This window comes from Polaromonas sp. (assembly GCF_043778355.1).
In the GTDB taxonomy this organism is placed as follows: Bacteria; Pseudomonadota; Gammaproteobacteria; order Burkholderiales; family Burkholderiaceae_C; genus Polaromonas.
Map to the genome: position 1 here is coordinate 1 of NZ_JAYWHI010000037.1, position 22464 is coordinate 22464.

At 62.3% G+C, this 22464-nt stretch carries 21 protein-coding genes; 15 read left to right on the plus strand and 6 right to left on the minus strand.

Annotated features, from left to right (window positions below; genetic code table 11):
• Positions 1–26: 26 nt before the first annotated feature.
• The 4 genes from ACH2CW_RS06920 to ACH2CW_RS06935 all read right to left on the minus strand — a co-directional run bounded on the left by ACH2CW_RS06920 (position 27) and on the right by ACH2CW_RS06935 (position 3779).
• A complete protein-coding gene (locus ACH2CW_RS06920; RefSeq protein WP_395056459.1) occupies positions 27–1310 on the minus strand; it encodes a TRAP transporter large permease in 1284 nt (427 codons plus the stop codon).
• Positions 1310–1837, minus strand: a complete 528-nt coding sequence (locus tag ACH2CW_RS06925; protein ID WP_395056461.1) for a TRAP transporter small permease — start codon at positions 1835–1837, stop codon at positions 1310–1312. Before ACH2CW_RS06925 ends, ACH2CW_RS06920 begins: the two co-directional genes overlap by 1 nt.
• A gap of 72 nt (positions 1838–1909) precedes the next feature.
• Positions 1910–2893, minus strand: coding sequence for a TRAP transporter substrate-binding protein (locus ACH2CW_RS06930; protein WP_395056463.1), 984 nt, complete (start codon positions 2891–2893; stop codon positions 1910–1912).
• Positions 2894–2969: 76 nt separating this feature from the next.
• A complete protein-coding gene (locus ACH2CW_RS06935) occupies positions 2970–3779 on the minus strand; it encodes an NAD-dependent epimerase/dehydratase family protein (RefSeq protein WP_395056465.1) in 810 nt (269 codons plus the stop codon).
• Between the two features lie 188 nt (positions 3780–3967).
• Between ACH2CW_RS06935 and ACH2CW_RS06940 the strand changes: the two genes are divergently transcribed.
• The 3 genes from ACH2CW_RS06940 (at position 3968) to ACH2CW_RS06950 (ending at position 6639) form a co-directional block, all read left to right on the plus strand.
• Positions 3968–4732, plus strand: a complete 765-nt coding sequence (locus tag ACH2CW_RS06940; RefSeq protein ID WP_395056467.1) for a FadR/GntR family transcriptional regulator — start codon at positions 3968–3970, stop codon at positions 4730–4732.
• A gap of 257 nt (positions 4733–4989) precedes the next feature.
• The gene (locus ACH2CW_RS06945) at positions 4990–6006 is read left to right on the plus strand and encodes a Gfo/Idh/MocA family protein (protein WP_395056469.1); all 1017 of its coding nucleotides are present in this window, start codon (positions 4990–4992) and stop codon (positions 6004–6006) included.
• 15 nt (positions 6007–6021) lie between these two features.
• Positions 6022–6639, plus strand: a complete 618-nt coding sequence (locus ACH2CW_RS06950; protein WP_395056471.1) for a 2-hydroxychromene-2-carboxylate isomerase — start codon at positions 6022–6024, stop codon at positions 6637–6639.
• A 9-nt stretch (positions 6640–6648) separates the two neighbouring features.
• Here the strand turns inward: ACH2CW_RS06950 and ACH2CW_RS06955 are convergent, their stop codons facing one another.
• Entirely contained in the window at positions 6649–8481 is a 1833-nt protein-coding gene (locus ACH2CW_RS06955; RefSeq protein WP_395056473.1) for an acyl-CoA synthetase, read from the minus strand.
• 5 nt (positions 8482–8486) lie between these two features.
• Positions 8487–9353: an amidohydrolase family protein gene (locus ACH2CW_RS06960; RefSeq protein WP_395056475.1), complete on the minus strand. Its 867-nt coding sequence runs from the start codon at positions 9351–9353 to the stop codon at positions 8487–8489.
• 124 nt (positions 9354–9477) lie between these two features.
• On the opposite strand from ACH2CW_RS06960, the gene ACH2CW_RS06965 reads away from it, so the two are divergent.
• From ACH2CW_RS06965 to fghA, 12 genes are all read left to right on the plus strand, one after another.
• Complete coding sequence (locus tag ACH2CW_RS06965) at positions 9478–10272, plus strand: crotonase/enoyl-CoA hydratase family protein (protein WP_395056477.1); 795 nt, start codon at positions 9478–9480, stop codon at positions 10270–10272.
• 23 nt (positions 10273–10295) lie between these two features.
• A complete protein-coding gene (locus ACH2CW_RS06970; RefSeq protein WP_395056479.1) occupies positions 10296–12188 on the plus strand; it encodes a feruloyl-CoA synthase in 1893 nt (630 codons plus the stop codon).
• Complete coding sequence (locus tag ACH2CW_RS06975) at positions 12185–12949, plus strand: SDR family NAD(P)-dependent oxidoreductase (protein WP_395056481.1); 765 nt, start codon at positions 12185–12187, stop codon at positions 12947–12949. Before ACH2CW_RS06970 ends, ACH2CW_RS06975 begins: the two co-directional genes overlap by 4 nt.
• Positions 12950–12982: 33 nt before the next feature.
• The gene (locus ACH2CW_RS06980) at positions 12983–13975 is read left to right on the plus strand and encodes a Bug family tripartite tricarboxylate transporter substrate binding protein (protein WP_395056483.1); all 993 of its coding nucleotides are present in this window, start codon (positions 12983–12985) and stop codon (positions 13973–13975) included.
• A 111-nt stretch (positions 13976–14086) separates the two neighbouring features.
• Positions 14087–14572: a MarR family winged helix-turn-helix transcriptional regulator gene (locus ACH2CW_RS06985; RefSeq protein WP_395056511.1), complete on the plus strand. Its 486-nt coding sequence runs from the start codon at positions 14087–14089 to the stop codon at positions 14570–14572.
• A 221-nt stretch (positions 14573–14793) separates the two neighbouring features.
• Entirely contained in the window at positions 14794–15120 is a 327-nt protein-coding gene (locus tag ACH2CW_RS06990; RefSeq protein ID WP_395056485.1) for a winged helix-turn-helix transcriptional regulator, read from the plus strand.
• Positions 15121–15399: 279 nt separating this feature from the next.
• A complete protein-coding gene (grpE, locus tag ACH2CW_RS06995) occupies positions 15400–15972 on the plus strand; it encodes a nucleotide exchange factor GrpE (RefSeq protein ID WP_395056487.1) in 573 nt (190 codons plus the stop codon).
• A gap of 136 nt (positions 15973–16108) precedes the next feature.
• The gene (gene dnaK / locus ACH2CW_RS07000; RefSeq protein ID WP_395056489.1) at positions 16109–18049 is read left to right on the plus strand and encodes a molecular chaperone DnaK; all 1941 of its coding nucleotides are present in this window, start codon (positions 16109–16111) and stop codon (positions 18047–18049) included.
• A 106-nt stretch (positions 18050–18155) separates the two neighbouring features.
• Positions 18156–19301 (plus strand): molecular chaperone DnaJ, encoded by a 1146-nt coding sequence (dnaJ, locus tag ACH2CW_RS07005; RefSeq protein ID WP_395056491.1) that lies wholly within the window; start codon positions 18156–18158, stop codon positions 19299–19301.
• Positions 19302–19554: 253 nt separating this feature from the next.
• Entirely contained in the window at positions 19555–20661 is a 1107-nt protein-coding gene (locus ACH2CW_RS07010) for an S-(hydroxymethyl)glutathione dehydrogenase/class III alcohol dehydrogenase (RefSeq protein ID WP_395056493.1), read from the plus strand.
• 11 nt (positions 20662–20672) lie between these two features.
• A complete protein-coding gene (locus ACH2CW_RS07015; RefSeq protein ID WP_395056495.1) occupies positions 20673–21587 on the plus strand; it encodes an alpha/beta fold hydrolase in 915 nt (304 codons plus the stop codon).
• Entirely contained in the window at positions 21584–22453 is an 870-nt protein-coding gene (fghA, locus tag ACH2CW_RS07020; RefSeq protein ID WP_395056497.1) for an S-formylglutathione hydrolase, read from the plus strand. Before ACH2CW_RS07015 ends, fghA begins: the two co-directional genes overlap by 4 nt.
• The last annotated feature ends 11 nt before the right edge of the window (positions 22454–22464 follow it).

The window sequence follows — 22464 nt, forward strand, 5'->3', positions numbered from 1 at the left end:
GCCTTGATCCGGGTTACGGGCATGACTTATTTGAGCAACAGATTGGGCAGCCACAGTGACAGCGCCGGAACATAGGTCACCAGGAACAGTACAAAAAGCAGTGCGCCGAAGAAAGGGTACAGCGCCCGCACGACTTTTTCGATGGGCAGTTTGGCCACCGCCGCACCGACAAACAATACCCCGCCGACCGGTGGCGTGATCAGGCCCATGCCGAGGTTGACCATCATGATCATGCCGAAATGCACCGGGTCCACACCGAGTTGTGTGACCACAGGCAGCAGGATGGGCGTCATGATCAGGATCAGCGGCGCCATGTCCATCAGCGTGCCCAGGATCAACAGCAGCACGTTGATCATCAGCAGCACCACATATTTGTCAGAAGAAATACTGGTGAACATGCCGGTGATCTGCTGCGGAATCTGCATCAGCGTCATGATGTATCCGAAGCTCGCCGCAAAGCCAATGAGGATCATCACGATGCACAAAGTCTTGACCGTGCGGTGCACCAGCTTGGGCAGCTCGCGCCACTTGTAGTCGCGGTAAATGCACATGGTCACAAAGAAGGCCCAGATTACGGCAATCGCGGCTGACTCGGTGGCGGTGAAGATGCCCGACAGAATGCCGCCCAGGATGATGACCATGGTCATCAGGCCCCACAGCGCATCGACGCAGATTTTCAGCGCCTGCCGCATGGGGATCACTTCACCTTTGGGAAAGTTTCGCTTCTTCGCAATGAACAGGCACATGACGGCCAGCGTCAGCCCCAGCAGCAGGCCGGGCAACACACCGGCGAGGAACAGTGCCGCAATCGACACGCCGCCGCCGGCGGCCAGCGAATAAATCACCGCGTTGTGGCTGGGCGGAATCAGGATGGCCTGCACCGAGCCGCTGACCGTGACGGCCGTGGCGAAGTCGCGTGGGTAGCCTTTTTTCTCCATCTCGGGAATCAACACCGAACCAATCGAGGCGGTGTCGGCCATCGACGAGCCGGAAATGGCGCCGAAGAATGTGGAAGCCAGGATGTTGACCAGCGACAGGCCGCCGCGCACAAAGCCCACCAGCACACTGGCAAAAGCCACCAGCCGCCGCGACATGCCGCCCTCCGCCATGATGGCACCAGCCAGCACAAAGAAAGGAATGGCGAGCAGCGAGAACTTGTTGACGCCGCTGGCAATGGCGATCATCACCGCGTCCAGCGGGATGTCGATCCACCAGGCGCCGATCAGCGCGGAAAGACCCAGGGCGTAAGCCACCGGCAGGCCGAGAATCATGAGAACGAGGAAGGACCCCAGCAGAACAAACGCATCCATCAGAGGGCTCCTCCTTCAATTTTTTCGTGGTCGTAGGTAACGACTTCGCGGCCGCCCTGATGGCCCAGCGCCATGCGTTCAAGCACGAAGATGAGTGTGATGGCGCCGCCCAGCGGCACCGGAAGGTAAGTGGCGCCGACCGGCATCCAGGGGATTTCGCCAATGTTCTGACCCCAGGTCTGGATGCACAGCTTGGCGCCGTAATAGGCCATGAAAATGGACACCAAGGCCATCAGGATGTCCATCAGCCAGGCGACCGTGCTGCGCACTTTCGCGGGCATACGATCGGTCACCATGGCAACAGAAATATGCGCATTCGCCCGGTAGCCTGCCGCTGCGCCAAAGAAGGTGAAGATCACCATCAGCAAAATTGCAATAGGTTCGGGCCACTGTGATCCGGTGCCCAGCACATACCGCGTGAAGATGCCCCAGGGAATGATCAGCGTCATGACAAAGATCGACAGACCCGAGATCCAGATGCACGCAAGGTACAGCCAGTCGTTAAAGCGCAGGGTGTGGTGTTTCATGGTGAGTCCGCAATAAGACAGGATGGCTCACGGGCGTTGCCGCGGCAGCGCCCGTGAATCCAGGTGAAACGCTTACTTGGTCGCGTCGATGCGTTTCATCAGGTCAGCAAATTTCACGCCGTACTTGGCGCGCACGGGTGCTGTTGCGTCAAAAAACAGTTTCTGGTCGACCGGCACAAATTCCACACCGGCGGCCTTCAGCTTGGCGGAATAGTCTTCCACGCTCTTGTCCCACAGGACGCGCTGGTCCAGCTGGGCTTCACGGCCGAGCTTCTTGACCAGAGCCTGGTCGGCTGGCGTGAGCTTGTCCCATGCCACCTTGGACATCACCAGCAGTTCAGGAATGATCAGGTGGTTGGTCTGCGCGTAATACTTGGCACCAGCGGTGTAATGGTTGGAAGTGAACATGCTGGGCGGGTTGTTTTCCGCGCCGTCGATCACGCCGGTCTGCAGCGCGCTGAACACCTCACCGTAGGCCATGGAAATGCCATTGCCGCCCATGGCGTTCATGGTGTCGACAAACAGCGGGTTGCCCATCATGCGGACTTTCACGCCCTTGAGATCGGCCGGGGATTTGACCAGCTTCTTGGTGTACAGGCTGCGCGCGCCGCCGTCCATCCAGCCGAGAGCAACCAGGCGCGCCGGGCTGGCCGTGACCTTGCCCAGCAGCTCGTCGCCGATCGGGCCATCGATGACCTTGCGCATGTGCGCGATGTCGCGGAAGACGAAGGGCATATTGAACACGTCAACGTCCGGCACGATGGGGCCGATCACGCCCAGCGAGATGCGGTTGATCTGCAGCGCGCCAATCTGGGTTTGCTCGACGGTTTCCTTTTCCTGACCGAGTACGGCTCCGGGAAACATTTGCATCTTAATGCGGCCGTTGGTCTGGGTTTCAAGCTTCTTGCCCATGTTCTCGACAGCGACAACCGTGGGGTAACCCGCAGGGTGCGTGTCAGAGGCCTTGAGCACGATTTGTGCCTGCGCGGCCATGGGCAAGGCAAATGCAACGGAAGCCAGCGCAGCGGCGGCGATCAGGTGGCGGCGAAAAGTCATGGTTTTGTCTCCTGGTTGAATTTAGAAAGCGACTGACAGAACGAAAAGAAAAGCGGTTGCGGACATGCCCATCCGATCAACCGGGAAAAGGGCCGGCCTTGACGAAACCGCCGCCCTGGAATTGCACGGCGGGATCGCTGAGGTCGGGTGCGGCCGTGCGCGCATAGACGGCGTCGCGAAAGATGTCCGAGCTGTCCTTCGCGACATAGCCGATGTGCCGGGCGCGACGGTTGTCCCACCAGGTGACCGCGTTGTCAGACATGCCGAACACGATGCTGTGGCCGAGAACCGGCGTCGTCAGGCAGGCGGTGATCAGACGGTGCAGATCGTCGAAGCTGAGCCAGGTGGCCAGCATGCGCCGGTCTTTGGGCTCAGGAAAGGACGAGCCAATACGCACGCAGGCGGTCTCTACGCCGTAGCGGTCAAAGTAAAAACGCGACAGATCTTCGCCAAAAGCCTTGCTCAGGCCGTACATGCCGTCCGGCCGCGCCGGTGCATCAGCGTCGATGGTTTCGCTCTGGCGGTAAAAGCCGGTGACGTGGTTGGAGCTGGCAAACACCACACGTTTGACACCGTGTTTGCGCGCGGCTTCATACAGGTTGTACAGACCCAGAATGTTGGCCTGCAGGATGGGACCGAACGGGCCCTCCACCGACACGCCGCCGAGGTGAACGATGGCGTCTACGCCCTGCACCATCGCGTCCACCGCCGCGGCATCGGCCAGGTCGGCAAGCAGGATTTCTTCGTTGGCGCCCGCCTTGCCCAGATCAACCCGGTCCGACAGGCGCAAGGTGTCGCAGTTGGCCTTGAGGCGCTCGCGCAGGGCCTGCCCCAGGCCGCCGGCCGCGCCGGTCAACAGCAATTTTTCATGAACCTTGATTGTCATTTTTGTCTTTGTGCAAACTCGTGTGGCGCAAACGCTGGACTTTTCCATCAGGTTTGCTACAGTCACTTAAACCAGATCAACACATCAGTCATATGTTGTCTGATGACACGGAATTCTAGTGAGACGCTTTTAACTGTCAAGGGCTTTTTGCGGTCCTCAAGGCAAACCCCTATCCCCGAACGAACCCGATGGAATCGAACCTGCTGCCTACCCTGTCCGACGAAGCGCCGCGTGTACGCCGGCCGCGCGGGCTGGTGACTGAAATTGTTGAAAGCCTGGCGGCCAGCATCCGCGAAGGACAGCTCAAGCCCGGCGACAAGCTGCCCACCGAGGCCGAAATCATGGCGCGTTTCGACGTCAGCCGGACAGTGGTGCGGGAGTCGATCTCCAAACTACAGGCGTCGGGCCTGGTCGAAACACGGCATGGTATCGGCACCTTTGTGATCGAAAACCGGGACGCGGGCAACTTCAAGATTGCTGCAGCCGACTTCGCTACCGTCAACGACGTGATCTCGGTGCTGGAACTGCGCATCAGCCTCGAAACAGAAGCCGCCGGTCTGGCCGCCCAGAGGCGAAGTACCGAAAACCTGGAAGCCATGGCCACCGCGCTGCGGGCCTTTCAGGACTCCATCCACGCGGACTCTGATGCGGTACCACCTGACTTCCAGTTTCATATGGAAGTGGCGCGGGCCACCGGCAACCGGCATTTTGAAGACCTGATGACCTACCTGGGTACCATGATCATTCCGCGTACGCGGGTCAACACGCCGCAAAGTGCGCCGGAAGGCCGCCTGCTCTACCTGCAGCGCGTCAACGGCGAGCATGAAAATATCTACAACGCCATCCGCAGTCAGGACCCGGAAGCGGCCAGGGCAGCCATGCGCACCCATCTGTCCAACAGCCGTGAGCGACTGCGTAGAGGCCAGACGCTGGACGCCTCACCGGGCGTCTGAAGGTTGGAATGGTCCCTTGTGGCCCGACCGGGGGTTATGGCGTCCTCGTTGTACGATGACTGATCATATTGGCGCACTCCCTGCCACTGCCTCACCTCGCCGGCCACGCCCCGCTTTGCCTTTCCAAACAAACCTGGAAACACGATGAAACGCCGTTCATTGATTCATGCTGCCATCGCTCTTGCCCGGCCTCTCGCCCTGGGCATGGCCGCCCTGCCCGCCGGTACCAAGCTTTGAGTCATCCAGACACCCCCAAAATGCGGCTTGCCGTCGTCGGTGCCGGGCAGGCCTGCGCGCCGCATTTGCAAAGCCTGAAGGATCTGGACAGCGAGCTGGAACTGGCCTGCGTGGTGGCACGCAAGGCCAGCAAGCTGGCGACCCTGAATTTGCCGGCAGGCATCCGCACCAGCATCCGCCTGGAAGACATCCTTGAAGACACGACCATCCGCGCGGTACTGGTGCTGACCCCGCCCAACACGCACGCGGACATCGTCGAGCGGCTGGCGCGGGCCGGCAAACACGTGCTGGTGGAAAAGCCGCTCGATGTGAGCCTTGCCAAGGCGCAGCAGATGGTGGACATCTGCGAGCAAAGCGGCGTGAAACTGGCCGTGATGCTGCAGCACCGCATGCGCGATGCCTCACTGGCGCTGGCCCGGCTGATCAGGGACGGCAGCCTCGGGCAACTGCTCAGCGCGTCGGCCAGCATCCGCTGGTGGCGACCGCAAAGTTACTACGACGAGCCGGGCCGCGGCACCATGGCGCGTGACGGTGGCGGCGTGCTGATGACGCAGGCCATCCACACCATCGACCTGCTGCTGAGCCTGACCGGCATGCCCGACCGGGTGATGGCCATGGCCGGCACCAGCGCCACGCACCGCATGGAATGTGAAGACACGGTGGCGGCCGTGCTGCGTTACCCGAACGGAGCCATCGGCCATATCGATGCAACAACCGCGGCCTGGCCCGGTTTTCCGGAACGTATTGCGTTGAACTTCACGCTGGGCAGCGCCACCCTGGAAGCTGGCGAACTGCACGCTGAACTGATTGACGGCCGGAAAATCCAGGCCGGGCTCAAGCAGGCGACAGGTTCGGGCGCCAACCCCATGGCTTTTGACCACGCCTTTCACCGCGCGGTGCTGCAGGATTTTTTGGCCGCCATTCGCAGTGATTCAGAGCCGGCCGTCACGGGACGGTCTGCCTTGCAGGCGCAGCGGCTGATCGCGGCCATCATGGAATCGTCGCAGCGCGGCGCGGCCGTTTCCATTGCGTCCTGAGCTACCCTAGGGCCCATGAGCACATCGCCCGCGCCCCTGCACTTCTACTTTGACTTCATCTCGCCCTTCGGCTATTTCGCCTCGCTGCGTATCGAGGAGATGGCTGCGCGGCATGGACGCCGCGTCGAGTGGCACGCCATGCTGCTGGGTGTCTCGGTGCTCAAGGTCATGGGACTCAAGTCCCTGCTCGATACCCCGCTCAAGGGCGACTACATCCGGCGCGATGCGCTGCGCTACATGCGGCGGCATGGTGTGCAGATGCAACGCAAGCTCGACGACCCCATGATGGATCCGCGTGCGGCAGGTCGGGCTTTTTACTGGGTCAAGCAGCAAGAGCCTGAACTTGCGGCGCCGCTGGCCCATGCGATCTACCATGCCTACTGGGCTGAAGGCCGTGACCTCTCCAGCGCCGAGGCCGTGGCATCCATCACCTTGCCCCCCGGACTGGACCGGCAGCGCCTGCAGGAAGGCATCAACAGCCCCGAGGCCTCGGTATGGCTGCGCAGTGCGGTCGACGCTTCGCTGAAAGCCGGCATCTTCGGCTCCCCCACCGTGGTGGTGGACGACGAGCCTTTCTGGGGCGTGGAAACCTTTGAGCTGCTGGAGCAGTGGCTGGCCAGCGGCGGCTGGTAAGGTCAGCGTTCAGGCGGCGGTGAACACGAACTCCATCACGATGGCCATGGCCGCCAGCCGCTCGCGCAACCGGCTTTCAAGCGCGTGGTCGGGCGCAGAAGCGAGCGTGACCACCGCCACCAGGCCGCCCTTGCGCTCTTCGCCGCGCACGCGTGCACCGGGCACGTCCACCAGCATCTCCGCAAGTTTGGCCTCCATAGCCAGCAGGCGCAACGCCGGTTTGTAGATCTTGCCGATAGCGGTCAGCGGCATGGCGTCAACAATGGTCACGCGTTTGGGTGTGGCGGGCCGCTCGTAGACCTGCGGCGTGACCTCGGCCAGCAAGGTGGCAGGGTCGCAACGCATGCCCGGTTTGAGCGTGACAAAGGCCACCGGCAACTCGCCGGCGTAGGCATCGGGCTCGCCGACCACCGCGCACAGCGCCACTGCAGGGTGGGCCAGGAAGGCGTCTTCCACCAGGCCAGGGTCAATGTTGTGTGAGCCGCGAATGATCACGTCCTTGGCGCGGCCTGTGATGTGGATACAGCCTTGCGCATCGAGATGCCCGAGGTCGCCGGAAACCAGCCAGTCGCCTTCGAACATGCCCGCGTTGCGCGCGGTGTCGGTGTAACCCGGACTCACATGCGGGCCACGCAGCACGATGACACCGGTCTGCCCCGCCGCGCAGTTTTCATGCAGTTGCGCCGCGCCATCGCGCCAGGGCACAGCGCGTACGTCGGTGTAAGGCAGGCGCAGCCCAGTGGAACCCGGCACACGTGGCGCGGCTGCCGGCTCGATGGAAACGAGACCGGCGCACTCGGTCATGCCGAGGATGTTGCGCACCGGGATGCCGCATTTGTTTTCAAACTGCTGCGCCAGTTCCGTGGGCAGCGGTGAGCCACCGGTGTAGGCCACCCGCACGGAAGAAATATCTGCATCAACCGGCAGATTCACCAGCGTCGCGAGGATCGTCGGCACACAGGCCAGCGCGGTGACCTGCTCACGCGCGCAAAACTTCCAGTAGTTTTTCTGAAAGTCGGGGTTGCGCATGCCGCTGAGCGTGGGCAGCACCTGGGTCGCGCCAATGGCCAGCAGCGACAGGCCGTAAACAAAAGCGCCGGCGACGTGAAACAGCGGAAAACCGTTGATCTCCACCGTCTGTTCGTCAAAGCCGTAAAAAAGGTGCGAGAACCATCCGGTGTGCGCCTCGTTGCCGTGCGTGTGCTGGGCCAGCTTGGGGGCGCCGGTGGTGCCACCGGTGTGGAAGCAGGCGGCGATGCGATCAGGCGTGAGCTGCGGCGGAAAAGCCAGCGCGTCGCTTTGCTGCCCGAGCAGCTCCTGAAAATCTGGCACGCCCGCCGCGACATGATCGCCGACCCGGATCTGCAGTACCGGCAGCGGATGCAAGGCCAGGACTTTTTCCACCGTTGGCCAGAGATTGAGTTCGGGGTTGGGGCCGAGCGCCACGATGATTTTGGCGCCCGATGCCTTGAGAAGCGCGGCGATGTGATCGGGCTGCAGCAGGTAGTTGATCGGGCAAACCTTGCCCGCCACCTGCGCGCCCCACAGCGCGAAGTGTGTTTCCGGAATGTTGGGCGCCAGGATCGCAACTGCGTCATTCGGCCCGACACCGAGTGTGCGAAACAGATTCGCTGCACGGTGAATCTGCGACAGCAGTTCGAGGTAAGTCACGCGCTCCAGCTGGGCATGCAGGTCGCCACTGGGCAAAAACCGAAAGGCATCGCGCTCGCCAAAGCGGCGCGCGGCGTTTTCGATCAGTCCATAGGTTGTGCGTGCGGGAATGGCCTGGTCATAAGGGATACGCTCCAGCGCCGCTATGTCGGCCAGGCAGCGAAAAGCCATGTCCTTCATGCAGCGAGCCCGAGCAGGCGCATCGCATTGCCCTTGAGGATGGCAGGCATCACCTCGGGCTTGAAGCCGGCGTCTTCAAAATCCTTCATCCAGCGCTCGGGTGTGATCAAGGGGTAGTCGCTGCCGAACAACACGCGGTCCTTGAGCAGGGTGTTGGCGTACTGCACCAGCTGTTTCGGAAAGTACTTGGGGCTCCAGCCTGACAGGTCGATCCAGACATTGGGCTTGTGGGTGGCCACGCTGAGTGCCTCGTCCTGCCAGGGGAAACTGGGGTGGGCCATGACGATCTGCATGTCGGGGAAGTCAATCGCCACGTCGTCCAGATGCATCGGGTTGGAGAACTCCAGCCGCAAGCCGCCGCCGCAACGCATGCCGCTGCCGATGCCGCTGTGCCCGGTGTGAAAAATCGCCGGCAGCTTGTGGGCATTGATGACTTCGTAAATCGGCCAGGCCATCCTGTCGTAAGGGTGGAAGCCCTGCACCGTTGGGTGGAACTTGAAACCCTTGACGCCGTGCTCCTTGATCAGCCGCTCGGCTTCACGCGCGCCCATCTTGCCCTTGTGCGGGTCGATGCTGGCGAAACACATCATCATGTCGCTGTTTTTCTGCGCCGCCTCGGCGATCTCCTCGTTCGGGATGCGGCGCCGACCCAGCTTGGATTCGCTGTCCACGGTGAACATGACCAGCCCGATCTTGCGCTCGCGGTAGTAGGCGATGGTTTCCTCAATCGTCGGCCGGCGGCTGTTTTTGAAGTACTTGTCCGCAGCGCGGTCGTACTCCTCGCCGTAGTTGTCAAACGGGTTCCAGCAACTGACCTCTGCATGGGTGTGGATGTCGATGGCAATGAGATTTTTGTAGTCCATAAAGGTCTCCTGACGCGCTTGTGTGTTTTTCAAGCATGCGGGTTAACACCGATAAATCTGTCCCAAAACCGGTTGAATTGGTTATCATTTATAACAATAATTCACTCACTTTGCAAATCTGACCATGACACTTCACCCCCCCTCCAAAGACATCCAGCTCGAATTTTCTGGCGCCCAGCAAGAGATTGCCGTCATCCGCCTGAGCCGTCCCGCCAAACGCAATGCGCTCAATGACAGCCTCATTCTGAGCCTGCGCAACATGTTTGAAAATCTGCCTTCCAGCGTGCGTGCCGCCGTGGTGCATGGCGAAGGCGATCACTTCTGCGCCGGACTGGATCTGGGCGAGTTGCAGGAACGCGATGCGGGCCAGGGCATGCACCACTCGCGCATGTGGCACGCGGCGCTGGAATGTGTCCAGCACGGTCCGGTGCCCGTGATTGCGGCGCTGCATGGCGCCGTGGTCGGCGGCGGACTGGAGCTGGCCAGTGCCTGCCACATCCGTGTGGCTGACGCATCGACCTTTTACGCGCTGCCCGAAGGTTCGCGCGGCATTTTTGTCGGCGGCGGCGGCTCCGTCCGTATCCCCAAGCTGATTGGCGTGGCACGTATGACCGACATGATGCTGACCGGCCGTGTCTACAACGCGCAGGACGGCGAACACGTGGGGTTTGCGCAGTACCTGGTGCCTGAAGGCCAGGCTTTCGCCAAAGCACTGGAGCTGGCGTCACGCGTCGCACAAAACGCCCCCCTGACGAATTACGCGCTGATGCACGCGCTGCCCCGGATTGCAGAACAGCCCGCCGATCAGGGCTTTTTCACCGAATCCCTGATGGCCGCGATTGCCCAAAGCGCGCCTGAAGCCAAAGAGCGGGTGCAGGCCTTCCTGGCGGGCAAGGCCAACAAAGTCGCCAAAAGCTGACAGCGCAGTACACAAACACAACCATGAGCCAAGCCAGCACCCTTTCCCCAGCGCCCACCTACCGGCCATTGGTGTTTGGTGTCACGCGCGTAGACCTGCGCGAAGGCCAGCAGGGCACACAGTACCTGTCGGCGGACCAGCCGCTGGGCGACTACGCGCACCGCATCACCGACCGCCTGGTTCATTGGGCGCAGGTCGCGCCGGACCGCAGCTTCATGGCCAGGCGCAGAAAAAATGCGGACGGCAGCTCGGGCGACTGGCACCACATCAGCTACGCGCAGGCGTTTGCCAGTGCGCGCAACATCGGGCAGGCCCTGCTGGACCGCGGCCTGAATGCCGAGCGCCCGGTCGCGATCCTCAGCGAAAACGACCTGGAACACGCCCTGCTGGCGCTGGGCTGCATTTACGCCGGCGTGCCGTATTGCCCGGTGTCGCCGGCCTATTCCACGGTGAGCCAGGACCATGACAAGCTGCGCCACGTGCTGGCCACGCTGACGCCCGGTCTGGTGTTTGCGAGCGATGCCGGCCGCTATGGCAAGGCGATTGCGGCCACCGTCGGCGCCGATGTCGAAGTCGCTATCCATTCAATAGCTGATAACGCCCTTCTTCAGAGGGCAAGCACCCGATTTGACCAACTGCTTTCAACCCCCGCGACGGAGGCCGTCGATGCCGCGATGCGGGCCACCGGGCCCGACACGATTGTCAAATTCCTGTTCACCTCCGGCTCCACCAAACTGCCCAAGGCGGTCATCAACACGCAACGCATGTGGTGCGCCAACCAGCAGCAGATGCGCCAGTCGATGCCGGTGCTGGCCGAAGACCCGCTGGTGCTGGTTGACTGGTTGCCCTGGAACCACACCTTCGGCGGCAACCACAACGTCGGCATGACGATTTACAACGGCGGCACGCTGTACATCGACGACGGCAAGCCGACGCCGGCCTTGATGGCCGAAACGCTGCGCAACCTGCGCGAGATTGCGCCCACGGTTTATTTCAATGTGCCCACCGGTTTCGAGGCGATTGCCAACGCCATGAAAACCGATGCGCAGTTGCGCAAGAACCTGCTGTCACGCGTGAAGATGTTTTTCTATGCGGGTGCGGCGCTGGCCCAGCCGGTCTGGGACAGCCTGCACCAGACCCAGCAGGCGGAAGTCGGCGAACGCATCGTGATGGGCACCGGTCTGGGCATGACCGAGTCCGGTCCTTTCGGGATTTTCGTGACCAGCCCCGATGTCAGGGCTGGCGACCTCGGCGTGCCCACGCCGGGGCTGGAACTCAAGCTGGTGCCGGTGGATGGCAAGATCGAAGTACGCTACCGCGGCCCCAACATCACGCCGGGCTATTGGCGCGCGCCTGAAGCCACCCAGGAGTCCCTGGACGACGAGGGCTTTTTTTGCACCGGCGATGCGGTTGCCTGGATAGACCGCAATGACATCCACAAAGGCCTGAAGTTTGACGGCCGTATCGCCGAGGACTTCAAACTCGCCACCGGCACGTTTGTCAGCGTTGGCCCCATGCGCGCAAAAATCATTGCCGCCGGCGCTCCCTATGTGCAGGACGCGGTGCTCACCGGCATCAACCTGAAAGAAGTTGGCGCGCTGATCTTCCCCACGGCTGCCTGTCGCGCACTGAGCGGGCTCGGCCCCGAAGCCAGCCTCCAGGCCGTGCTCGAAAGTACGCCGGTTCAGGCGCGCTTCCAGCAAATGCTCAACGACCTGGCGACAAGTGCGACCGGCAGCGCCAGCCGCATTGCGCGCGCGCACCTGATGGCTGAGCCCCCATCCATCGACAAGGGCGAAGTCACTGACAAAGGCTCCATCAACCAGCGCGCCGTGCTCAAACACCGCGAAGCCCTGGTCAGCGCCCTGCACGACGGCACCCTGCCCTTCACCCTCTTGCCGAAAGTACCACCATGAATATTCAGGGACATGCCGCCATCGTGACCGGCGGCGCCTCGGGCCTGGGTGAGGCTGTCGCGCGCGAACTGGCTCGCCTAGGCGCGAAGGTCGCCGTGCTTGACGTCAACATGGCCTTGGCCGAAAAGGTTGCCGCAGAGATCGGTGGCCTCGCCTGCCCCTGCGACATCACCCACACGGACAGCGTGGTGGCGGCTCTCGACAAGGCTGCGGCGGCCCACGGTCCGGCGCGAATACTGATGAACATCGCCGGCATCGGTACCGCTAAACGAATCGTCGGCAAGGACGGCCATGCGGCGCCTCTCGAAGACTTTGCCAGAGTGATCAACGTGAATTTGATCGGAAGTTACAACATCAGCCGCCTGTTTGCCGCGGCATGCACGAAGCTGGCACCGATGGAAGATGGTGAACGCGGCGTGATGATGTTTACCGCCTCGGTCGCCGCCTTCGACGGCCAGGTCGGCCAGCAGGCCTACAGCGCGTCCAAGGGCGGGCTGGTCGGCATGACGCTGCCGATGGCACGCGACCTGGCCCAGCACGGTATCCGCGTCTGCACCGTGGCACCTGGCTTGTTCGCCACGCCGCTCATGAAACAGTTGCCCGAGCCGGTTCAGCAATCACTGGCCGCTTCGATTCCATTTCCATCGCGCCTGGGCAAACCCGAAGAGTTTGCCCAGCTCGCCTGCCACATCGTCACCAACACCCACCTCAACGGCGAAGTGATCCGCCTTGACGGCGCGCTGCGCATGGCACCGCGCTGACCCAAAGCATCACCACACAACCGGAGACAAGACATGAGCACCCGACGCCACTTCGTTCAGTCCGCCAGCGCCTTTGCCGCGTTTGGCGCGCTCTCACCCTTGAGCGCGCGCGCTCAAGCGCTCGATCAGGTCAGGATCGTCAACGGCTTTCCGGCCGGGGGAACTGCCGACGCCACCAGCCGGCGCATCGGCGAGCAATTGCGTGGTAGCCGCTACACCCCCAACGCCGCCGTGGTGGAAAACAAACCGGGCGCGGGCGGGCGTATTGCCTGCGAAACGGTCAAAAATTCCGCACCGGACGGACGCACCCTGTTGCTCACACCGTTCTCCTGCACCTCGGTCTACCCGCATATTTACACCAAACTCAGTTACGACCCGTTCAAGGACCTGATGCCGGTCTCCATTGCGGCAGTGATGCACCACGGCCTGGCGGTGGGCCCCCTCGTCCCGTCATCGGTCCGAACGGTCAAGGACTATGTGGCATGGTGCAAAGCCAACCCGAACCAGGCCAGCTACGGCTCGCCAGCGGCTGGTTCACTGCCGCATTTTCTGGGCGCGCTGCTCAGCAGCTACACCGGCGTGGCGCTGACCCATGTGCCCTACCGGGGCTCGATACCGGGCGTGGCCGATCTGATCGGCGGTCAGCTGGCATCCATGTTCACGCCCAGCGGTGACTTCCTGGCCAATCACAAAGCCGGAAAAATTCGGATGATCGCGACCTCCGGCCCGACGCGCTCCCCGTTCTCCCCGGAGGTGCCGACCTTTGCCGAGCAGGGGTTCGCCGATCTGACAACCGAAGAGTGGTTCGGTTTTTATGCGCCAGCCAAAACGCCCGGCACCGTGATCGACAGCGCCAACGAAGCCATCAACGCTGCGCTGAAAAATTCCCAAGTTGTCAACGGCCTGGCCACCTTCGGCCTGGTGCCGGCCGGCTCCACCGTGCGTGAAATGGACAGAAGCCAACGCGAGGCCTACTTCCGCTGGGGGCCGCTGGTCAAACACATCGGCTTTACCGGCATGTCCTGAGCTCCAGCGGTAGAGCCTGAGGGGCTCACCGCCGTGGCAGTCTTTCTTGCGCAATGGCCGCGCGGCCCGGAACGCACTGAGATACAGTTACCGCTCCCTCTCAGTACAAATCTGCCTGTGACCGCCCGCGACCGACCCAGCCCACCACGCAAAGCAACAGCCCCCGCCGTCGAAGCTGTCGACACGTCTTACCTGGAAGGACTGGTTGGGTATAACGCCAGCCGCGCCGCCATCGCGGTGATCGAGCTGTTTGTGAAACGCATGGCGGTTTATGGCATGCGGCAGGTTGATTTTTCAGTGATGTCACTGATCACGCACAACCCCGGCATCACCTCGCGCCAGCTCTGCGCTGCGCTGAGCATCCAGCCACCCAACCTGGTGGCCATGATCAATGCGCTGGAGCAGCGCGCGCTGATCGTTCGCAAACCGCATCCGCGCGACGGCCGGGCTGTCGGCCTGCACCTGACGCCCATCGGCCAGAACCTGATGCATGACGCGGAACGCACAGCGCAGGAGCTGGAGCTGGACGCCACCCGGCGCCTGACGGCCGCAGAACGCAAAACCCTGATGCGCCTGCTGCAAAAAGTGTATCGGTAAGCCATAGACAACAGCCTGTGCGGCAGGACATCCGCCACGTCAGGGATGCCAGTGCTTACCCCATTCAGCCTGACTTTTCAAGCCTTTTTGGCTGGCAGGCTACATCCTGCGGGCGCAGGCAGCTATAAAACTAGTAGCAGCCCAAAATATCCGCTATATTCCGCTTCAAGCGCGTGCTTACCGATTAACTGTGACAAAAACGTGACCAGGAGATGTCCCCCATGAGTGCCAAAGAAAATGCTGCCGTCGGCCAACTTTTTGAATTGCTGGAAGCGCGTTACGCCTTGCGCGTGTTGTGGGCACTCAGGGACGGTCACCCGCAGACTTTCCGGCTGCTCCAGGACAGCATTGGCAGCATCACGCCCAACACATTGAACACCCGCATCAAGGAGCTGCGTGCCGCCGGCCTGATGGGCCACGGCAGCGACGGCTACACCGTCACGCCCATGGGCACCGACCTGCTCAAGCGCCTCAATGACATGCAGGCTTTTGCCGGCAAATGGGCTGTGAGCCAGGTCAAAGCCGCCGGCATGGTCAAGAAAAAATAGACATCCCCCGCTTGCACCCCGCACAGACAGGCCTCGCGCCTGTCTTTTGTTTTGCGGCATCGCCTTGGCTCCCCAAGCGATTATTTGCGGATAAAATCCTGCTCCAGCCCTTTCGCAGCCTGCGCAGATAGCTCCTTATTTCATAGCATCCAAGGACCACGCCATGCGGCGCCCCGGAAGCGCGCGGCATTCTGTGCCAGGGCGCAATCCCTTGTCTTGAAAAGGGATTTGCCGCCCCCAGCTAACTTCCTTGTCCTTCAAAAGAACTGCTCCCGACCCATGTCCGACAACACCCAACCTGAACAAAATCAAGACCTCAGCGGCGAGGCCAGCCCGGAAGAGCTGGAAGCTGCCCAGGCAGCCAACGAGGCCGACGCACTGAGCGCCGCCCAGGCAGAAGTCGCTGTTCTGCAAGCCAAAAACACCGAACTGGCCGACAGCTACCTGCGTGCCAAGGCCGAGGTCGAAAACGCCCGCCGTCGCGCCGACGATGAGGTCGCCAAGGCCCGCAAATTTGCCGTCGAAAGTTTTGCCGAAAGCCTGCTGCCAGTCACCGACAGCCTGGAAGCCGGCCTGCTGCAGACCGAGGCCACCGCCGCCCAGATCCGCGAAGGCACCGAAGCCACGCTCAAGCAGCTCAAGAGCGCGCTGGAGCGTAACAAGGTGGTCGAGATCAACCCCAGCACGGGCGCCCGGTTCGATCCGCACCAGCACCAGGCCATCAGCATGGTGCCGCTGCCGCCCGAATCCACGCAGGAGGCCAACACCGTGGTCGGCGTGCTGCAACAAGGCTACCTGATTGCCGACCGCGTGTTGCGGCCGGCGCTGGTCACAGTCGCCGCCCCCAAATAAATCAGCAGATTTGCAATGGCGCACTTGAAACGCCGAAAGTTATCCACAAGTCATCAACATGGTCTGCGGACCAGCGGCTGAAATCCTCAGCCACCCCGTATTCAAACAGTCCACCAAGAAAATCTAGGAGTTCATCATGGGAAGAATCATCGGCATCGATCTGGGCACCACCAACAGCTGCGTCGCAGTGATGGAAGGCAATGTGCCCCGCGTCATCGAAAACTCGGAAGGTGCACGCACCACGCCCTCGGTCGTGGCTTACCTCGAAAACGGTGAAGTGCTGGTTGGCGCCTCGGCCAAGCGCCAGGCCGTGACCAACCCGAAGAACACGCTGTACGCGGTCAAACGCCTGATCGGCCGCAAGTTCACCGAAAAAGAAGTCCAGAAGGACATCGACCTGATGCCCTACAAGATTGTGGCCGCCGACAACGGCGACGCCTGGGTTGAGGTGCACGGCAAAAAAATGTCGCCCCAGCAGGTCAGCGCCGACATCCTGCGCAAGATGAAAAAAACCGCCGAAGACTACCTCGGCGAGCCAGTCACCGAAGCCGTGATCACGGTGCCGGCCTACTTCAACGACGCGCAACGCCAGGCGACCAAAGACGCCGGCCGCATTGCCGGCCTGGACGTCAAGCGCATCATCAATGAACCCACCGCTGCAGCGCTGGCTTTCGGCATGGACAAGCAGGAAAAAGGCGACCGCAAGATTGCGGTGTATGACCTGGGCGGCGGCACCTTCGACATCTCCATCATCGAGATTGCCGATGTGGACGGCGAAAAGCAGTTTGAAGTGTTGTCCACCAACGGCGACACCTTCCTGGGCGGCGAAGACTTCGACCAGCGCATCATCGACTTCATCATTGACGAGTTCAAGAAAGAATCCGGCGTCAACCTCAAGAACGACGTGCTGGCCCTGCAGCGCCTGAAGGAAGCCGCTGAAAAAGCCAAGATCGAGCTGTCGAGCAGCGCGCAGACCGACATCAACCTGCCCTACATCACCGCCGACGCTTCCGGCCCGAAACACCTGAACATCAAGATGACCCGCTCCAAGCTGGAGCAACTCGTCGAAGAGCTGGTGGAGCGCACCATCGCCCCGAGCCGCGTGGCGGTCAAGGACTCCGGCGTAGGCAGCTCCGACATCCATGACGTGATTCTGGTCGGCGGCCAGACCCGCATGCCCAAGGTGCAGGACAAGGTCAAGGAATTTTTCGGCAAGGACCCGCGCAAGGACGTGAACCCCGATGAGGCCGTGGCCGTCGGCGCCGCGATCCAGGGCCAGGTCTTGTCGGGCGACCGCACCGACGTGTTGCTGCTTGACGTGACCCCGCTGTCCCTCGGTATCGAAACCATGGGCGGCGTAATGACCAAGATGATCAAGAAGAACACGACCATCCCGACCAAGTTTGCGCAGACCTTCTCGACCGCCGAGGACAACCAGCCGGCCGTGACGATCAAGGTGTTCCAGGGCGAGCGTGAAATCGCCTCGGGCAACAAGGCGCTCGGCGAGTTCAACCTGGAAGGCATTCCACCGGCCGCACGCGGCACGCCGCAAATTGAAGTGTCTTTTGACATCGACGCCAACGGCATTCTGCACGTGGGCGCCAAGGACAAGGGCACCGGCAAGGAAAACAAGATCACCATCAAGGCGAACTCGGGCCTGTCCGAGACCGAAATCCAGCAGATGGTGAAAGACGCCGAGCTCAATGCCGCGGACGACAAGAAAAAGGTCGAGTTCGTGACCGCCAAGAACAACGCCGAGGCGATGGTTCACAGCGTCAAGAAATCGCTGGTCGAATACGGCGACAAACTCGATGCCGGCGAGAAGGAAAAGATCGAGGCCGCCATCAAGGACATGGAAGAAGCGCTGCAGGGCGACAGCAAGGATGCCATCGACGCGAAGAACGCCGCGCTGATGGATGCCAGCCAGAAGCTCGGTGAAAAAATGTACGCTGACATGCAGGCCGCGCAGGCCACCCAGGCTGGCGGCGAAGCCGGTGCCCAGGACGCCGCGGCCGCCAAGCCGGCTGCCGACGACAATGTGGTGGACGCCGAAGTCAAGGAAGTCAAAAAGGGCTGATCACCTTTTGAGCCATCGGGCAGCGAAGCGGAATCGGGGCGTGTCCCCGCGTTCCGCTTTGGCACATCCGGGGCAGTGCAATCTTTTTCATTGAACACGAGTTCCCATGGCCATCAAAAAAGACTACTACGACACCTTGGGTGTTCCCAAAAACGCCAGTGACGATGACATCAAGAAGGCCTATCGCAAGCTGGCGATGAAGCATCACCCGGACCGCAACCAGGGTGACAGCAGCAAGGCAGCCGAGGAAAAATTCAAGGAAGCCAAAGAGGCCTACGAGATGCTCTCGGACGCGCAAAAACGCGCGGCCTATGACCAGTACGGTCATGCGGGCGTCGATCCGAACCGCGGCGGTGGTCCCGGTGCGGAAGGTTTCGGCGGTTTTGCCGAAGCGTTCGGTGACATCTTCGGCGACGTGTTCGGCGCCCAGCAGGCGCGCGGTGGTCAGCGCGGCGGCCGCCAGGTCTACCGCGGCGGCGACCTCAGTTATGCGATGGAGGTCACGCTCGAAGAAGCCGCCAGCGGCAAGGACGCGCAGATCCGCATCCCGAGCTGGGACGACTGCGGCATCTGCCGCGGCAGCGGCGCCAAGCCCGGCACCAAGGTCGTGACCTGCACCACCTGCCACGGCCACGGCGTGGTGCAGATGAAGCAGGGATTTTTCAGCGTGCAGCAAACCTGCCCGCAGTGCCGCGGCACCGGCAAGCTGATCCCCGAGCCCTGCGTGAGCTGCCACGGCGTCGGCAAGACCAAAAGCAACAAAACGCTGGAAGTCAAAATCCCCGCCGGCATCGACGACGGCATGCGCATCCGCTCCAGCGGCAACGGCGAGCCGGGCACCAATGGCGGCCCGCCAGGCGACCTGTACATCGAGATCCGGCTGAAGAAACACGAGATCTTCGAACGCGATGGCGACGATCTGCACTGCGTGGTGCCCATCAGCATGGCGGCTGCCGCACTGGGTGGTGAGATCGAGGTGCCGACGCTGGCCGGCAAGGCTGCCATCGACATCCCCGATGGCACACAAACCGGCAAGCAGTTCCGCCTGCGCGGCAAGGGCATCAAGGGTGTGCGCTCCAGCTACCCGGGCGACCTCTATTGCCACATCACGGTGGAAACACCGGTCAAGCTGACCGAACACCAGCGCAAGCTGTTCAAGGAACTCGACGAGTCCCTGAAAAAAGGCGGCGCCAAACACTCGCCGACCGAGGAAACCTGGACCGACAAGCTCAAGGGTTTTTTCGCGCCCTGAGGCCGAAGGCTGCGAGCAGCTATCAAAACGATAGCTGCTTGCGCCCAGCCGGTATGGGCTGGTAACACTTTTCGTTAAAACCCCGGGCACTGCAACGGCTGCGCATGCCGCCGGGTCTGTACCGGTGGGCAATGATTCTCAAATTGAAACACCGGCGTGATGCGGTCATGTGCCGGCCCGACTGCGGGCGGCCCGGAGCTGGCTTATAGTGCCTTGTCTCCCCTCCTTCCCATCACTTCCGCACAAGCCCCTCATGAAAACCAAAGCTGCTGTCGCCTGGAAATCCGGCGAACCCCTGAGCATAGAAACTGTCGATCTGCAGGGCCCGAAGTTCGGTGAGGTGCTGGTCGAGATCAAGGCCACCGGCATCTGCCACACCGACTACTACACGCTCTCGGGCGCCGACCCGGAAGGTATCTTTCCGGCCATCCTCGGCCATGAAGGCGCGGGCATCGTGGTCGATGTCGGCCCCGGCGTCACCACACTCAAAAAAGGTGACCACGTCATTCCGCTGTACACGCCGGAGTGTCGCCAGTGCAAGTTCTGCCTGTCACGCAAAACCAATTTGTGCCAACTGATTCGTGGCACCCAGGGCAAGGGGCTGATGCCCGACGCCACCAGCCGCTTCAGTCTGGACGGCAAGCCGATCTTCCACTACATGGGCACCTCGACCTTCAGCAACTACACGGTGGCACCCGAAATCTCGCTGGCCAAAATCCGCGAAGACGCGCCCTTCGACAAGGTTTGCTACATCGGTTGCGGCGTGACCACCGGCATCGGTGCGGTGCTGTTCACCGCCAAGGTCGAGGCCGGCGCCAACGTAGTGGTCTTTGGCCTGGGCGGTATCGGCCTCAATGTGATCCAGGGCGCGAAGATGGTGGGCGCCGACAAGATCATTGGTGTGGACGTCAACCCCGCCCGCCAGGAGATGGCGCGCAAGTTCGGCATGACACACTTCATCAACCCCAAAGAAACCGAGAACGTGGTTGATGCCATCGTGCAACTGACCGACGGCGGCGCCGACTACAGCTTCGAATGCATAGGCAACACCCAGGTCATGCGCCAGGCGCTCGAATGCACGCACAAGGGCTGGGGCCGCAGCATCATCATCGGCGTGGCGGAAGCCGGCGCCGAGATCAGCACCCGGCCGTTCCAGCTTGTCACCGGCCGCAAATGGGAAGGCTCGGCCTTCGGCGGCGCGCGCGGCCGCACCGACGTGCCGAAAATCGTCGACTGGTACATGGAAGGCAAGATCAACATTGATGATTTGATCACCCACACCATGCCGCTGGAAGACATCAACAAAGGTTTTGATTTGATGAAGCGCGGCGAGTCGATTCGCGGCGTGGTCCTGTACTGAGTGGCCCGCCGATGAACAGCCTCCAGCCGCTGCGCCACGTCACTGCCGGTGTGCTGAATGTGGCCCTGTTCGAGACCGGGCCAGTGGACGGTCCGCCGGTGTTCCTGATGCATGGTTTTCCCTACGACATTCACAGCTACGCCGAGGTGGCGCCCTTGCTGGCTGCGCAGGGCTGCCGCGTCTATGTGCCTTGTCTGCGCGGTTTCGGCGCCACACGGTTTCGGGACGCTGCCACGCCGCGATCGGGCGAACAAGCGGCCCTGGGCGCCGACCTGCTGGCACTGATGGATGTACTGGCCGTGCCACGCGCCGTGCTCGCAGGTTACGACTGGGGCGGCCGCGCAGCCTGCGTGGTCGCCGCCCTGTGGCCGGAACGCTGCAGCGGGCTGGTCTCGCTGAACAGCTACAACATCCAGAACATCGCCAATGCCATGCTGCCGGACACGCCGGACAAGGAACACAGCCTCTGGTACCAGTATTACTTTCACAGCGAACGCGGCCGCGCCGGGCTGGCAGCCGATCGGCGCGCGTTTTGCCGGCTGCTCTGGCGCCTGTGGTCACCGACCTGGGTGTTTGATGACGCCACCTTTGAACGCAGCGCCGCCGCCTTCGACAACCCGGACTTTGTGGATGTGGTCATTCAGTCCTACCGCCATCGCTTCGGTTTGGTGGCGGGCGATCCGGCACTGACCGGCATCGAAGCCCGCCTGGCGGCACAACCCGCCATCAGCGTGCCCAGTATCACTTTTGACGGCAACGACGACGGCGTGCGCCCCCCGGCCACAGCCGCGCAACACGCCCGCTTTTTTACCGGACCCCGTTCGCATCACATCGTGCCGGGCGCGGGACACAACCTGCCCCAGGAAAAGCCGCAGGTCTTCGCCGACGCGGTGCTCGAACTGGTGCAACCAGGCCAGAACGCATGAACGCCGAACCCGAACTCCTCAGTGAACATGCCTGCTTCGGCGGCGCGCAGCATTTCTACCAGCACGCCTCGACCAGCATCGGTCTGCCGATGAAGTATTCGGTGTTCCTGCCGCCGCAAGGCGTGATCGACGACGCCGGCGGCAAGGTGCCCGCGCTGATCTACCTTGCCGGCCTGACCTGCAACGAGGAAACCTTCATGACCAAGGCGGGCGCGCAGCGGCTGGCCGCCACCTTGGGCCTGGCGCTGATTGCACCGGACACCAGCCCGCGCGGCGCCAAGGTGCCCGGCGAAAGCGACAGTTGGGACATGGGCGTGGGTGCGGGCTTTTACCTGGATGCCACCGAGGCACCGTGGTCGCCGCAATACCGCATGGAAAGCTACATCACCAGCGAGCTGCTGCCGCTGCTGAGCGCCACGTTGCCCCTGGACGCCAGCCGCATCGGCATCTTTGGCCATTCGATGGGCGGCCATGGCGCGTTGACCCTGGCGCTGCGCCACCGGACGCTTTTCAAGTCGGTGTCAGCCTTTGCGCCGATCTGCGCGCCCAGCCAGTGTCCCTGGGGCCGCAAGGCCTTCAGTGGCTACCTGGGCAGCGACGAATCGGCCTGGGCAGCACATGACGCCACGGCACTGATGGCCAGGCTGGACGCAGCGCCCTACCCCGGCGGCATCCTGATCGACCAGGGACTGGCCGACAAATTCCTGGCCGAGCAACTGAACCCCCAGCTGTTTGAAGCGGCCTGCGCGCGCGCTGGCCAGCCACTGCATCTTCGCCGGCACGCGGGCTACGACCATGGCTACTATTTCATCAGCAGCTTCATGGCCGACCACCTGAATCACCACGCGCGGCAACTCTCGGCGTGAGGTGAATGGCG

Bases quoted from the DNA above. Each gene is read 5' to 3' on its own strand.
- ACH2CW_RS06965 (WP_395056477.1), top strand. From the start codon at position 9,478: ATGACACTTCACCCCCCCTCCAAAGACATCCAGCTCGAATTTTCTGGC.
- ACH2CW_RS06970 (WP_395056479.1), top strand. From the start codon at position 10,296: ATGAGCCAAGCCAGCACCCTTTCCCCAGCGCCCACCTACCGGCCATTG.
- grpE (WP_395056487.1), top strand. From the start codon at position 15,400: ATGTCCGACAACACCCAACCTGAACAAAATCAAGACCTCAGCGGCGAG.
- ACH2CW_RS06980 (WP_395056483.1), top strand. From the start codon at position 12,983: ATGAGCACCCGACGCCACTTCGTTCAGTCCGCCAGCGCCTTTGCCGCG.
- ACH2CW_RS06955 (WP_395056473.1), bottom strand. From the start codon at position 8,481: ATGGCTTTTCGCTGCCTGGCCGACATAGCGGCGCTGGAGCGTATCCCT.
- ACH2CW_RS06930 (WP_395056463.1), bottom strand. From the start codon at position 2,893: ATGACTTTTCGCCGCCACCTGATCGCCGCCGCTGCGCTGGCTTCCGTT.
- ACH2CW_RS06990 (WP_395056485.1), top strand. From the start codon at position 14,794: ATGAGTGCCAAAGAAAATGCTGCCGTCGGCCAACTTTTTGAATTGCTG.
- ACH2CW_RS07015 (WP_395056495.1), top strand. From the start codon at position 20,673: ATGAACAGCCTCCAGCCGCTGCGCCACGTCACTGCCGGTGTGCTGAAT.
- ACH2CW_RS07010 (WP_395056493.1), top strand. From the start codon at position 19,555: ATGAAAACCAAAGCTGCTGTCGCCTGGAAATCCGGCGAACCCCTGAGC.
- ACH2CW_RS06935 (WP_395056465.1), bottom strand. From the start codon at position 3,779: ATGACAATCAAGGTTCATGAAAAATTGCTGTTGACCGGCGCGGCCGGC.
- ACH2CW_RS06950 (WP_395056471.1), top strand. From the start codon at position 6,022: ATGAGCACATCGCCCGCGCCCCTGCACTTCTACTTTGACTTCATCTCG.
- fghA (WP_395056497.1), top strand. From the start codon at position 21,584: ATGAACGCCGAACCCGAACTCCTCAGTGAACATGCCTGCTTCGGCGGC.
- ACH2CW_RS06920 (WP_395056459.1), bottom strand. From the start codon at position 1,310: ATGGATGCGTTTGTTCTGCTGGGGTCCTTCCTCGTTCTCATGATTCTC.
- ACH2CW_RS06945 (WP_395056469.1), top strand. From the start codon at position 4,990: ATGCGGCTTGCCGTCGTCGGTGCCGGGCAGGCCTGCGCGCCGCATTTG.
- dnaK (WP_395056489.1), top strand. From the start codon at position 16,109: ATGGGAAGAATCATCGGCATCGATCTGGGCACCACCAACAGCTGCGTC.
- ACH2CW_RS06925 (WP_395056461.1), bottom strand. From the start codon at position 1,837: ATGAAACACCACACCCTGCGCTTTAACGACTGGCTGTACCTTGCGTGC.
- ACH2CW_RS06940 (WP_395056467.1), top strand. From the start codon at position 3,968: ATGGAATCGAACCTGCTGCCTACCCTGTCCGACGAAGCGCCGCGTGTA.
- ACH2CW_RS06960 (WP_395056475.1), bottom strand. From the start codon at position 9,353: ATGGACTACAAAAATCTCATTGCCATCGACATCCACACCCATGCAGAG.
- ACH2CW_RS06975 (WP_395056481.1), top strand. From the start codon at position 12,185: ATGAATATTCAGGGACATGCCGCCATCGTGACCGGCGGCGCCTCGGGC.
- dnaJ (WP_395056491.1), top strand. From the start codon at position 18,156: ATGGCCATCAAAAAAGACTACTACGACACCTTGGGTGTTCCCAAAAAC.